Origin of the sequence: Neotamlana nanhaiensis, assembly GCF_000943555.1 — a bacterium.
Taxonomy (GTDB): Bacteria; Bacteroidota; Bacteroidia; order Flavobacteriales; family Flavobacteriaceae; genus Neotamlana; species Neotamlana nanhaiensis.
The window spans coordinates 258,782-272,001 of record NZ_JTDV01000001.1; the positions used below are offsets into that span (position 1 = coordinate 258,782).

The window sequence follows — 13,220 nt, forward strand, 5'->3', positions numbered from 1 at the left end:
CATCTTAAAACAATAAAGGTAAACTTACCAAACGTCAAATTGAAATATTACAACTTATTGCCAAAGGGAAAACCTCTCGCAAAATTGCTGATATTCTATTTATTGGTATTAATACTGTAGATACGCATAGAAAAAAAATGGCACGCATTTTAGGGCTTCATGATAAAGGAGAACTGTTGCGCTATACTTTAAATAAAAAATATAGGTTTAAGAACTATCGATATATAAAATCTCATAAGACTAATATATAATAACTTAATTAAGTTTTTAAAACTTATAAATTTCCATTTATCTATCTATTTACTGCCAACCTATACAACACGGTTTATCGATGTTTTTTCGACAAACGCACAAAAAATACCCAAATTTGGGTATTTTTTTTTGCCCCTAAATCCTTAACTTTGAGTAGCTATTAATCAATTATTCTTATAACATGAAAAATTTTCAAACACTTTTTCAGGTTGTTTTGCTATGCTCTCCTTTAGCACTTTGCAGCCATAATCAAAACTCCTTGAGCCAAAAAATCAAAAGTCAATCAAAAGTCTTTACTAAACTAATTTCAAAAGTTAGTTATAATTCAAAAAGTATGTCTTTAGTTTTAAAACGTTCTCATCATTATTTACAAGACTGTAATAGTGTACCAGAATTAATCAATTAAACACCAATAAAAACATAACCATAATCCATTATGAAAATTAATCTTTCTATAAAATTACTATGCCTATTAATTACGTTGTATAGTCTAAATTTTAATGCACAAAGCTATATTGGTAACACCATTGATAATTATGCGGGCATACAATCGTTGGCTTATAACCCATCAAATGTATTCGATTCTCGTTTTAAAGCCGATATAAACCTACTTTCGGTAAGTGCTTTTGGAGGTAGTGATTACTTCAGCATTAGCGTTAGTGATATTATAAACTCCGATGAAGGTTTCGACTTTGAAACGGATGCAGAAAAATTCCCAACCGATGCCAATCATTTTTTTGTAAATGCCGATATTTTAGGCCCTTCATTTATGTTCAATATAACCCCAAAAAGTAGCGTCGGTTTAATTACAAGGGTTAGAACTCTAATGAATGTAAACAACATTAATGGTGAACTTTTTGAAACTATTTCGGAAGATTTTGATTCTGATGATGACTTCAGCTTTAGTCAAGAAAATTTAAGTGGTACCATTCATGCTTGGGCAGAACTAGGACTTGTTTATGGTCGCGAAATTTTAAGCACCGAAAAACACTTTTTAAAAGCAGGAGCCACATTAAAGTACTTACAAGGTGCCGGTAGTATGTTTATAAACAGTCCTAATTTAACAGGTAATTACGACGCTACTAACGAAACCTTAACCACAACCGGACAATTAATTTATGGAGCTTCTGAAGATTTTGATAACGACGATATTAACTTTAATAACTTAACACAAGGTTTTGGTGTCGATATTGGATTTACTTACGAATTTAGACCTGAAACTAGCGATTCGCTTACAAGAAAACACAACAAATACAAGTTTAAAATTGGAGCTTCTATTACCGATATTGGCTCGGTTAATTATAAAGATGCATCAGTAACCACTTATAATATGAATGGCACCGTTGATGCTTCATCGTACGAAGATGAAGATGATATTGAAGCATTTTTAGAAGATAATTATACGGGCTCAGAATCTATAATGAATCAAAAAATTAAATTACCAACAGCGTTTCATTTGTTGGTCGATTATCACTTAGCAGGCAAATTATACCTAAGTTTTCAAGGCAACATGTCTTTAGTTAAAGATAACACTATGTATGCCAACTCCATTATAAATTCGGCAACGCTATCACCAAGGCTAGAAACTAAATGGTTTAGTTTATACTCGCCTATTAGTATGCGTCAATATGGCGATTTTGCTTGGGGAGCAGGTTTACGCGTTGGGCCGCTTATGCTTGGTTCAGGATCTATTATTACTAATTTAATTTCAGACGCTACAAAAACTACCGATATTTATTTAGGTCTTAAAATTCCATTATACCAATAATTTTAAAAGAAGTTAGTCACCTTATTTTAATTTATTGAAATCGAAAACCCTCCAATCCGAGGGTTTTCTTTTTAAAAAAAAGTAATTATAAAGGCTAGGAATTTTTCAAACAAAACTGTTATAAAAATAAATGTGCTTTTTACACGCAACCTTTTTGAGATTTCTGTATCTAATAAATAACCAATCCAAAAATTATGAAAATATTATTGCTAATTAGTGTGCTCCTCATCGTTAATTTATTACTTCTATTTTTTAGTGTAAACAAGAGAACCGAACCTTAATTTTATTTTATTCATCAATTTTCACTTTCATTTTTCTAATAATTTAGGTAAACCTATTAAATATTTATAATTTGATTATATTTGATATGTTTAATTCTCAATCCTATATTAATGAAAGCGTTAAAATACGTTCTATTTTTACTATTAATAGTAATTATTGGTCTTGCCATTTACATAGCTGTACAACCTAACAGCTTTAGTTTTTCTCGTAGCCGTGTTATTAACGCACCTACTACGCTACTTTTTAATAAAATTAACGATTACAAAAACTGGCCTAGTTTTTCTCCTTGGATTGAACACGAACCTGAAGCCTCGTTAACCTATGGCGATACTACTGTTGGTATTAAGGCTAGTAACGCTTGGAAAGGCGAAATTTTAGGCGAAGGTGGTATGAAAACTTTAAACGTAGAACAAAACAAATCTATTTCGCAAAAAATAACGTTTATAAAACCTTTTGAATCTCAATCTGATATTAATTGGACATTCGAGAACACCAACCAAGGTACCAAAGTAACTTGGGCTATGAGCGGCAAACAAGATTTTATGACCAAGATGTACACCACATTTGCAGGTACTATTGAAGAAAACACTGCTCCCGATTTTGACCGCGGTTTGTTTAAACTTGATAGTATTGTTACTGCCGACATGAAAAAATTCACTGTAAATATTGACGGCATTTCAGAATATGGTGGCGGATTTTATATGTATAAAACCACATCGGCCACAACCAAAAACATTAGTCAAATTATGGGCAAACAATTTGGCGAAATTATGGCATATATGGGTAAAATTAATTTAGTTGCATCGGGTATGCCTTTTACTATTTACAACGATATGAACCCTGAAAACGGTGGCATCATTATGAGTAATGCAATTCCTGTTTTAAACAAAGTAACGCCAGAAGGCGACGGCCAAATATTATGTGGTTATATACCAAAAGCTAAGGTGGTTAAAACCACTTTAAAAGGTAATTACACTAATTTACCAAAAGCTTGGGAGCAAACTATGCAATACTTAGGTAAAAATAATTTAGAACAATCCAATATTCCGCCATTCGAAATTTACACTAACGATCCTGGTGATTTCCCAAACCCAGCAAATTGGGTGACAGAAATTTATATTCCTATAAAATAATAGCTACTACAGGTAATTTAAAATGAAACAACTTTTACTTGTTTTTGTTGGTGGTGGTTTTGGCAGCGTATTGCGCTACTTAATTGGTAAGTATTTAAACAATGCCTATACTGGTATTCCATACGGCACTTTTGTGGCCAATATTTTAGGCAGCTTATTAATTGGTTTAATTTTAGGTTTGGCATTAAAAAATAACTCGCTTTCGCAAAACCAAACCCTACTTTTGGCTACTGGGTTTTGTGGTGGGTTTACAACCTTTTCAACCTTTGCTTACGAAAATCATCTATTTTTAAAATCGGGGGATTTTACAAGCTTTGCCATATATACCATTGCCAGTTTTGTTCTTGGGTTTCTAGCTGTTTTTTTAGGTATGTTTCTAGTTAAATAGTATCATAATTCATGTAATTCGTGCATTATTAAATAAAAAAATCTTGAAACATTGTAACAACTTAGTAAATTAAGCTACTAATAGGTAACTAAACCATCAATTTGAAAACCGAACTCGAACATAATTTTGTAGAATTACTTGAAAAACATCAAAATATTGTACACAAAGTCTGTAGGCTATACACAAATAACTACGACGCGCATAACGATTTATTTCAAGAAATAACCATACAACTCTGGAAAGCCTATCCTAAATTTCGTGGCGACTCAAAATTTAGTACCTGGATGTACCGTGTTGGGTTAAACACCGCTATAACACTTTATAGAAAATCGAAACGACAAATTTCTACCCAAGATTACGATGGTGTAGAATTTAAAATAAAAGCCGAAGATTATGACGATACCGAAGAGCAACAACTTAAAGTACTTTACAAAGCCGTACATAAACTAAACGACATTGAAAAAGCACTTGTTTTCTTGTACCTAGAAGACAAAGATTATAGAGAAATTAGCGAAACTTTAGGAATTAGCGAAGTGAATGCTAGAGTGAAAATGAACCGAATAAAAACCAAGCTAAAAGCTATTTTAAATCCGTAAAAACTATGGATGAATTAGATCTATTAAAGAAAAGCTGGAATAAACCACAGCAAGCCCATAAAACATTATCGGTAAACGATATTTACCCCATGTTGCATAAAAAATCGTCTTCCATTGTTAAGACTTTATTTTACATAAGCATTGCCGAACTCGTGTTTTGGTTATTAATTAATGCCATACCCGTTTTTTACTCCGATGAGCATAAACAAAAACTCGAAGCACTTTACCAAAACGACACCTTGCTTACCGTAATTACATTTATAACCTATGGTATAATTTTAGTATTTATTTACTTGCTTTACAAATCGTACCAAAATATTTCGGTTACCGATTCGGCAAAAAAACTCATGGAAAACATCTTAAAAACACGTAAAATTATTAAGTATTACGTGCTTTATAACCTCATTATGGCGGCGGTTTCGTTATCTATTGGGTTCTATTATGTGCTCCACAACGATGTTAATCTAACCGACAAAATAGCCCATTTAAGCAACTCGCAACTCGTTGGCTTATATGCCGGTATAGTTGCTGTCGTAATTATTTTTGTTTGTATTATTTGGCTATTTTACAGACTTATTTACGGCTTATTACTAAAGCGTTTAAACCGTAATTACAACGAATTAAAACAATTGGAAGATTAAGTTCTTGGGAGTTCAAGCGGGCTTTCGGTAGTCGCTCTCTGCGAGTAGCTCCAACAATACCTCAATCCCTAACGCAACAGTTTGCCAACCTCAATAACATCACCGGGTTGCATATTATTTATTAAAACGGTGCCAATACGTACTCTAACTAGTCGTAAGGTAGGGAAACCAACAGCCGATGTCATTTTACGCACCTGCCTAAATTTACCTTCGTTTAATGTCACCGATATCCAACTGGTTGGTCCATGTCTTTCATCTCGAATTTTTTGAGAACGCATTGGTAATTCTGGTGTTTCGTTAAGCTTAAAAGCTTTACATGGTTTGGTTTTATATTTTTTCCCATTAAAACCTATTTCAACACCATTTTTTAGCTGTTTTAAAGCTTCAAGAGTTATGTCACCATCAACTTGAGCATAATATTCTTTCGCTACTTTTTGGCTGTTAATATAATCACTTGTTTGCCCGTTAGTTGTTAAAAATAATAGGCCTTCCGATTTTTCATCTAAACGTCCAATGGCCATAATTCCTTCAGGGAAATCGTATAATTCACCTAAAAAATGTTTCTTTTGCTGCTTAGAATCGTTGCTTTTAAACTGACTTAAAAAACGATATGGTTTGTAAATAATAAAATGCTTATGACTATTACACATAAGCTTCACTCAAAATTTTATAAATTAAATCTTTAGTTGGTTTTTCACCATTAATTTTAGCCTTAACGACATCGAAAGTTACTTTAAAATCGCAACCTTCTTTGTAACTTGAACATCCAAAAGCGGTTTTACCTTTTATCACGGTTCCAGTTTTACACTTTGGGCATATATTAGCATTCGCAATTTCAGTTTTAGTTTCTGTATTTTTTTTTGTTTCAGTTTGTTTAGGTTCTAACGTTAAATTAAAATTATCGCCAAAACGCAGTAAGCCTTCAGCAGTGCCCGTTTCTGTTTTAAAACCCTTTAAATTTACCGTGCTTCCTTTTTGTAGTAATCTAACAAATTGTTTTTCCGATATTTTTTTGTCGTAAACCTTAAAAGGCATTTTAAAATCGCATCCAGATTTATATTGTGTACATCCATAAGCCGAATTTCCTTTTAATATGGTTCCCTGCTTACATTTTGGACAAGGTTCTGCCGTAATTCCAGCCTTTTTTACTTTGGCTTCTTTAGCTTTTCGACTTTTAATAACATTAGCTTGAGAAATATTGGCACGCTTAGTTTCGGTTCGCACTTCATAAACTAAAGCATCAACCATACGCTTCATATTTTTTATAAACGCGGCAGCACTGTACTCCCCTTTTTCAATATCTTTTAATTGTTTTTCCCATTGCCCAGTTAATTCCGCAGATTTTAACAATTCATTTTGAATGGTATCAATTAGTGCAATTCCTGTTACGGTTGGCAAAACCTGCTTTTTATTACGTTTTATATATTGGCGTTTAAACAAGGTTTCAATTATATTCGCTCTGGTTGATGGTCGTCCAATACCATTTTCTTTCATTAAATCACGCAATTCATCATCATCTACTTGTTTACCTGCAGTTTCCATAGCGCGTAAAAGTGATGCCTCTGTAAACTGATTTGGTGGTTTGGTTTCTTTCTCTAAAAACGACGGTTCGTGTGGCCCTTTTTCGCCTTTAGTAAATGATGGTAAAATTTTATCATTTGTTCCACTTAGCGCAGACGAAGTTTCAAAAACAATACGCCAACCTTTACTTAAAATTTCTTTACCTGTGGTTTTAAATAACACTTCGGCAGCATTACCAATTACGGTGGTATTCGACACCATACAATCGTCGTAAAAAACCGCTATAAACCGTTTTACAATAATATCATAAACCTGCTGTTGTACTGGATTTAATGATATTTGCACACCTGTTGGTATAATGGCATGGTGATCGGTTACTTTTTTATCATTAAAAACCTTACTCGACTTTTTTATTTTTTTACCTAAAAGTGGTTGTGTTAAAGTTGCATAATTGGTTAAATTTTTAAGTATTGCCGGTACTTTAGGGTAAATATCATTTGGTAAAAATGTGGTATCTACTCTTGGATAAGTTACCACTTTGCGCTCGTATAATAACTGAACAATCTTTAAAGTTTCATCGGCCGAAAGCCCAAATTTGGTATTACAATACACCTGCAATCCCGTTAAATCGAAAAGTTTTGGTGCGTATTCCTTTCCCTTTTTTTTGGTAATCGATTCAATGATAAAATCGCTCTCCTTTACTTTTGCAGCTAGAGCCTCACCAGCTTCTTTTTTGGTAAAACGTCCTTCTTCGTAGCTAAAAAGCGTGTCGCGATAAGTAGTTTGCAATTCCCAATAAGGTTGTGGTTTAAAATTTTCAATTTCTTTAAACCGGTTTACAACCATTGCCAAAGTTGGTGTTTGTACACGACCAACGGATAACACTTGCTTATAACCGCCGTGTTTTACGGTGTATAATCTAGTAGCATTCATACCTAAAAGCCAATCGCCAATAGCTCTAGAAAAACCAGCATAATATAAATTATCGTAATCTGTTGCTGGTTTTAGATTGCTAAACCCTTCTTTAATGGCTTCGGTAGTAAGCGACGATATCCAAAGCCGTTGTACTTCACCCTTATAATTAGCTTCGTTTAAAACCCAACGCTGAATAAGTTCTCCCTCTTGCCCCGCATCACCGCAGTTTATTACCACTTCTGCTTTATCAAAAAGTGATTTCACTATTTTAAATTGCTTTTGTATACCTGAATTTGAAACTACTTTAGTCTCAAATCTTTCAGGAAGCATGGGTAAATTATTTAAATCCCAACTTTTCCAATAGGGCTTGTAATCGTTAGGTTCTTTTAGCGTGCATAAGTGTCCGAAGGTATAAGTAACGGCATAACCATTGCCTTCAAAATAACCATCGCGTTTGGTTTTTGCCCCCAAAACCGATGCTATTTCGCGAGCTACACTTGGCTTTTCTGCTATGCAAACTTTCACGTAAAAACAACTTTAAATTAGCGTTGCAAAATAGAAATTTTAATAGGTTTAAAAAAACAGAATTATTAGGAGTTATTAACTAGAAAAATAAAAAAAACGGGATGCTAAACACATCCCGTTTTTACTTATCTATAATATCTTATTTCTAAGCTAAGAAAACGTATAATAAAAGTACACAGGCACATACAGCAAAACCAACAGGTTTTAAGTATTTCCATGGTGTAATATCTACTTGTTTTGTGTATTCTTCCTCGAAATCGGTTTCTCTAGGTTTTATTGAGCTTATTAAGAACATAAACACAATAGTTAATACAAATAAAATACCCATTAAGTGTAAGAAACTAATATCTGGTTTAATGATGTAAAGCGTCACTAAATAAGTAACTGCACTAAATAAAATAGAAATATTAGCGGCTCTACCTGTTACTTTCTTAGAGAAAATACCAACTAAAACAATGGCTAAAATTGGTACACTATGCGTACCGTTTAACTGCTGTAAGTAGGTGAAAATACCACCTTGAACGCCATATAATAAAGGTGCTATTGCCATAGAGAAAATGGCTAACACGATACCAAAAGTTTTTCCAGCTTTTACTGTTTGTAATTCAGAAGCATCTTTATTGATGTATTCCTTGTAAAAATCTAACCCAAATAAGGTTACCGAACTGTTTAATGCACTATTAAACGAACTTAAAATCGCACCAAATAAAACAGCAGCAAAGAAGCCAACAAATGCGGCAGGCAACACTGTTTTTACTAACATTGGATAGGCTTCATCTGGATTATCTAAATTTCCATTGAAAATATAAAACGCAATAATACCTGGTAAAGCAACAATTAGCGGCCCTAATATTTTAATAAAAGCAGCTAATAATAACCCTTTTTGTCCTTCTTTTAAGTTTTTCGCACCTAAAGCACGTTGTATAATCGCTTGATTGGTTCCCCAGTAGTAAAAGTTAACGATAACCATACCTGTAAATAATGTCCAGAATGGTACATCGGAATCTGGTCCTCCAATAACGCTAAACTTTTCTGGTAATGCCGTTGTTAAGGTGTTTAAACCTGTTAAAACGTTGCCATCACCAATGTACATTAATCCGAAAATAGGAATTAAAGATCCACCAATAATTAAACCTACTGCGTTAATTGAATCGGATACAGCCACCGCCTTTAATCCTCCAAAAATCGCATAGATACTTCCTATGATACCAATAGCCCAAACTGTAACCCATAAGGCCGATTTTGGATCCATGTTAAGCATTTCAGGAATATCAAACATACTATTAATTGCTAATGCACCAGAGTACAAAACTGTTGGTAACATTGAAATAGCATAGCCTAATAAAAATAAAATTGAAACTATTGTTTTTGTAGCTTTACCAAAACGTCTTTCTAAAAATTGTGGTACCGTTGCAATACCCACTTTTAAATATTTTGGTAACAGTACAAATGCCGTAAACACCATAGCTACCGCGGCAAATACTTCGTATGCTATAATTGGTAAACCGTCTCTAAACGATACACCGTTAACACCTATAATTTGTTCTGTTGATAAATTGGTAAGTAATAATGAACCTGCAATTACTGGCCCTGTTAAACTACGACCTCCTAAAAAATAGCCATCTGAAGAAGTTTCATCGGTTTTTCTAGTTGATAAATAAGCAATTACAGCTACTAAAAGCGTAAAACCTATAAAAGAAATTAATCCCATATGTTAGTTAATGTTGGTTAATATATTATTCAATAATACTACTTATTTTCCTTTACTGAAAATAAAAACAAAGTTTTCGTTTTATAGGTCTCACCCGGATTTAAAACTACAGAAGGAAAAGCTTCTTTGTTTGGCGAATCTGGGAAATGTTGTGTTTCTAAACAAAAACCTGTTCTGTGTGCGTAAGTACCACCATTTGGCATTGGTAACGTCCCATCTAAGAAATTACCTGTATATAATTGAATACCTGGTTCTTCTGAGAAAACTTCCATAAAACGACCTGTAGTTGCATCGTAAGCAGAAGCTACAAAACGCATACCTGCTTCGGCATCGTTTAATACCCAACAATGGTCGTAACCTTTACCTAAAATAAGTTGTTCGTTTTCTGCATTAATTTCTTTTGAAATCTTTTTAACCGATGTAAAATCGAAAGGTGTTTCTGCTACTTTCCTAATTTCACCTGTTGGAATTAAAGCACCGTCAACTGGTAAAAATCCGTCGGCATCAATAACAATGTCATGGTCAACAATTGCTTTGCTAAAATCGCCAGTTAAATTAAAGTAAGCATGTTGTGTTAAGTTAACTACAGTTGCTTTATCGGTAGTTGCTTCGTAAGCGACTTCTACCGCATTTTCGCTAGTTAACGTGTACACCACAGTAACGTTTAAATTACCAGGGTAACCTTCTTCTCCATCTTTACTTAAGTAAGTTAGTTTTAACCCAGGATTGTTTTCGTCTTCAATTGGTGTTACATTCCATACCACGCGATCAAAACCATTTACACCACCGTGTAAGTGATTTGGGCCGTCGTTTGTTGCTAACGTATAATCTTCGCCATTTAAGCTAAACTTACCTTTCGCTATTCGGTTGCCAAAACGACCAATTAACGCACCAAAGAAAGGATTATCGCCTTCGTAGTCGGCAATATTATCAAACCCTAAAACAACATTTTCAAATGTACCTTGACTATTTGGTACTTTTAACGACGTTATTCTTCCGCCGTAAGTTATCACATCCATTTCTACACCATTTTTATTCTTAAGGCTGTATTTTTCAATGGCTGTTCCGTCTTTTAATGTTCCAAAATCGGATTTTACGATGCTTGATTTTACTTCTGTCATTGTATCTTGATTTTCTGATGCTTGTTCTTTTTTAGCGTCTTTACATTGTGTATTTAACAGCGTAAATGTAACTATAAAAAGTGCAAACAAGGATTTTTTTAGAGTTCTCATCCTTTCTTATTTAGTTGTTAATAATTATTATTTATGATAAAACATGTGGTATGCTTCACTTGCTTTTATATCTTGTTTAAAGTTACGAATGGTTGTATCTTCATCAATAACTAAAGCTTCAATACCTGCAATTTCTGCGAAATCTTCCATTTGCTCAACAGTTAAATTTTCACTGTAACAAGTATGGTGTGCACCACCTCCTAAAATCCAAGCTGTACAAGCGGTTTTAAAATCTGGCAACGGTTTCCACATCACTCTAGCCACTGGCAAGTTAGGTAATTCTTCCGTAACTTCTTCACCAACGGTTTTATTAATTAACAGTCTAAAACGGTTACCAAAATCCATTAAAGCCGCTACTAAAGAGTCGCCCGCTTTACCGTTAAATACTAAACGTACCGGATCTTCTTTTCCGCCAATTCCTAACGGATGTACCTCGCAAGATGGTTTGTCGGCTGCTAAAACAGGATCAACTTCTAACATGTGAGATCCTAAAATTCTTGGATTTTCTGGATCTAAATGATAGGTGTAATCTTCCATAAAAGCATTACCACCTTCTAATCCTGATCCCATAACCTTCATTGCTCTTGTTAAAGCCGCTGTTTTCCAATCGCCTTCTCCAGCAAATCCGTATCCTTTTTGCATTAAACGTTGTACTGGTAAACCTGGTAATTGTTTCATACCATGAAGATCTTCAAACGTATCAGAGAACCCTTTAAATCCGCCATCCACTAAGAATTTTTCTAAACCTAATTCTATTCGTGCTGCTTCAATTAAAGATGCTCTATTTTTTCCGCCTTCAAGTAAAGATTCAGCCATATTATAAGACGCTTCGTATTCTTTTACTAAAGCATCAATATCGGCATCTGAAACTGCATTTATAACTTCAACTAAATCGCCAATAGCATAGGTGTTTACAGAGAAACCAAACTTTGTTTCAGCTTCTACTTTATCGCCATCGGTAACAGCAACAAAACGCATATTATCACCAAAACGAGCGAATTTGGCACCTTGCCAATCATCCCAAGCTGCAGCAACACGCGTCCAGTCTCCAATACTTTTTTGTACTGAAGCTTCGCTCCAATGCCCAACAACTACTTTTCTGTTTTTACGTAAACGACTTACCATAAACCCAAATTCACGGTCACCATGCGCCGCTTGGTTAAGGTTCATGAAATCCATATCGATAGTACCCCAAGGAATATCTCTGTTAAATTGCGTGTGTAAATGACACATTGGTTTTTGAAGCGCCGTTAGCCCACGAATCCACATTTTTGCAGGTGAAAATGTATGCATCCAAGTAATAATACCGATACAGTTTTTTTCTTGGTTTGCTGCGGTTAAAGTTTCAAAGATTTCGTCTGAAGACTTAACCATTGGCTTAATAACCACGTTTACTGGAATGCCTGCTGAAGCATCTAATGCTTTTGCTATTTCGGCTGAATTTTCTGCAACTTGCTTTAGTGTTTCTGGTCCGTATAAGTCTTGGCTACCTGTTATAAACCAAACTTCTTTAGTTGAAATATCTATCATTTTAATTTCTTGGTTGATTGTTTATTATTGTCCGTAATAAGCATTTTTACCATGCTTACGTAAGTAATGTTTCTTGATTAATGAATCTTTTAATTTTGGTGCTTCAGGATTAATTTGAAGCGTTAAATAGGCCATTTCTGCAACCACTTCTAGCACTTTACTGTTGTAAACCGCTTTAGCTGCATTTTTACCCCAGGCAAATGGTCCATGATTTCCTATTAAAATCATTTCGACTTCGCTATGCGATAAATTTTTCTCTTTAAAACAGTCTAAAATTTGAATACCTGTATTATGTTCGTAGTTTCCTTCAATTAAATGATCTGCCATTGGAGGCGCACAAGGAATATCTGCAGTTAAATGGTCGGCGTGCGTTGTTCCAAAAATTGGCACATCGCGTTGCGCCTGCGCCCAAGCACAAGAAAACTTAGCATGAGTATGCGCTACACCACCTATATCATCCCAGTTTTTATATAAATATGAATGTGTTTTCGTATCTGATGACGGACGTTTATCGCCTTCAACAATATTATTATCGTAATCTACAATAACAATATCTTCTGGCTTTAAAGTTTCGTAAGGCACGCCACTTGGTTTTATAGCAAAAACCGCATTATCTCTATCTACAGCGCTTACATTTCCAAAGGTATACACTACAAGACCTAACTCGTTTAATTGCATGTTAGCTTCGTAGCATTCTTCTTTTAACGATTTATATTTGGTACTCAT

11 protein-coding genes and 1 pseudogene are annotated in these 13,220 nt (G+C 34.2%); 6 read left to right on the forward strand and 6 right to left on the reverse strand.

The window, feature by feature from the left end; translation table 11 throughout:
* Nucleotides 1-35: 35 nt before the first annotated feature.
* The 6 genes and pseudogenes from PK35_RS17280 to PK35_RS00975 form a co-directional block, all read left to right on the forward strand.
* Nucleotides 36-251: pseudogene (locus PK35_RS17280) on the forward strand (helix-turn-helix domain-containing protein); the annotation flags it as partial.
* A gap of 437 nt (nucleotides 252-688) precedes the next feature.
* Nucleotides 689-2,020, forward strand: a complete 1,332-nt coding sequence (locus PK35_RS00955; RefSeq protein ID WP_044624785.1) for a DUF5723 family protein — start codon at nucleotides 689-691, stop codon at nucleotides 2,018-2,020.
* 392 nt (nucleotides 2,021-2,412) lie between these two features.
* Nucleotides 2,413-3,435, forward strand: a complete 1,023-nt coding sequence (locus PK35_RS00960) for an SRPBCC family protein (RefSeq protein WP_044624786.1) — start codon at nucleotides 2,413-2,415, stop codon at nucleotides 3,433-3,435.
* Nucleotides 3,436-3,457: 22 nt separating this feature from the next.
* Nucleotides 3,458-3,823 (forward strand): fluoride efflux transporter CrcB, encoded by a 366-nt coding sequence (crcB, locus tag PK35_RS00965; protein WP_044624787.1) that lies wholly within the window; start codon nucleotides 3,458-3,460, stop codon nucleotides 3,821-3,823.
* 101 nt (nucleotides 3,824-3,924) lie between these two features.
* Nucleotides 3,925-4,419 carry an RNA polymerase sigma factor gene (locus PK35_RS00970; protein ID WP_044624788.1) on the forward strand — a complete coding sequence of 165 codons (495 nt, stop codon included), beginning with the start codon at nucleotides 3,925-3,927 and terminating at the stop codon, nucleotides 4,417-4,419.
* Nucleotides 4,420-4,424: 5 nt separating this feature from the next.
* A complete protein-coding gene (locus tag PK35_RS00975; RefSeq protein ID WP_044624789.1) occupies nucleotides 4,425-5,060 on the forward strand; it encodes a hypothetical protein in 636 nt (211 codons plus the stop codon).
* A 68-nt stretch (nucleotides 5,061-5,128) separates the two neighbouring features.
* On the opposite strand, the gene PK35_RS00980 is transcribed toward PK35_RS00975, so the two are convergent.
* The 6 genes from PK35_RS00980 to PK35_RS01005 all read right to left on the reverse strand — a co-directional run bounded on the left by PK35_RS00980 (nucleotide 5,129) and on the right by PK35_RS01005 (nucleotide 13,220).
* Entirely contained in the window at nucleotides 5,129-5,710 is a 582-nt protein-coding gene (locus PK35_RS00980; RefSeq protein ID WP_044624790.1) for a pseudouridine synthase, read from the reverse strand.
* Nucleotides 5,703-8,021 carry a type IA DNA topoisomerase gene (locus PK35_RS00985; RefSeq protein ID WP_044624791.1) on the reverse strand — a complete coding sequence of 773 codons (2,319 nt, stop codon included), beginning with the start codon at nucleotides 8,019-8,021 and terminating at the stop codon, nucleotides 5,703-5,705. Before PK35_RS00985 ends, PK35_RS00980 begins: the two co-directional genes overlap by 8 nt.
* A gap of 145 nt (nucleotides 8,022-8,166) precedes the next feature.
* Nucleotides 8,167-9,732, reverse strand: a complete 1,566-nt coding sequence (locus PK35_RS00990; protein WP_044624792.1) for a solute:sodium symporter family transporter — start codon at nucleotides 9,730-9,732, stop codon at nucleotides 8,167-8,169.
* A gap of 38 nt (nucleotides 9,733-9,770) precedes the next feature.
* Nucleotides 9,771-10,964, reverse strand: coding sequence for an aldose epimerase family protein (locus PK35_RS00995; RefSeq protein WP_044624793.1), 1,194 nt, complete (start codon nucleotides 10,962-10,964; stop codon nucleotides 9,771-9,773).
* Between the two features lie 27 nt (nucleotides 10,965-10,991).
* Nucleotides 10,992-12,494, reverse strand: a complete 1,503-nt coding sequence (gene araA / locus PK35_RS01000) for an L-arabinose isomerase (protein ID WP_044624794.1) — start codon at nucleotides 12,492-12,494, stop codon at nucleotides 10,992-10,994.
* Between the two features lie 24 nt (nucleotides 12,495-12,518).
* Nucleotides 12,519-13,220: an L-ribulose-5-phosphate 4-epimerase gene (locus PK35_RS01005; protein WP_044624795.1), complete on the reverse strand. Its 702-nt coding sequence runs from the start codon at nucleotides 13,218-13,220 to the stop codon at nucleotides 12,519-12,521.

Bases quoted from the DNA above. Each gene is read 5' to 3' on its own strand.
- araA (WP_044624794.1), bottom strand. From the start codon at position 12,494: ATGATAGATATTTCAACTAAAGAAGTTTGGTTTATAACAGGTAGCCAA.
- PK35_RS00980 (WP_044624790.1), bottom strand. From the start codon at position 5,710: ATGTGTAATAGTCATAAGCATTTTATTATTTACAAACCATATCGTTTT.
- PK35_RS00975 (WP_044624789.1), top strand. From the start codon at position 4,425: ATGGATGAATTAGATCTATTAAAGAAAAGCTGGAATAAACCACAGCAA.
- PK35_RS00960 (WP_044624786.1), top strand. From the start codon at position 2,413: ATGAAAGCGTTAAAATACGTTCTATTTTTACTATTAATAGTAATTATT.
- PK35_RS00955 (WP_044624785.1), top strand. From the start codon at position 689: ATGAAAATTAATCTTTCTATAAAATTACTATGCCTATTAATTACGTTG.
- crcB (WP_044624787.1), top strand. From the start codon at position 3,458: ATGAAACAACTTTTACTTGTTTTTGTTGGTGGTGGTTTTGGCAGCGTA.
- PK35_RS00995 (WP_044624793.1), bottom strand. From the start codon at position 10,964: ATGAGAACTCTAAAAAAATCCTTGTTTGCACTTTTTATAGTTACATTT.
- PK35_RS00990 (WP_044624792.1), bottom strand. From the start codon at position 9,732: ATGGGATTAATTTCTTTTATAGGTTTTACGCTTTTAGTAGCTGTAATT.
- PK35_RS01005 (WP_044624795.1), bottom strand. From the start codon at position 13,220: ATGAGTACCAAATATAAATCGTTAAAAGAAGAATGCTACGAAGCTAAC.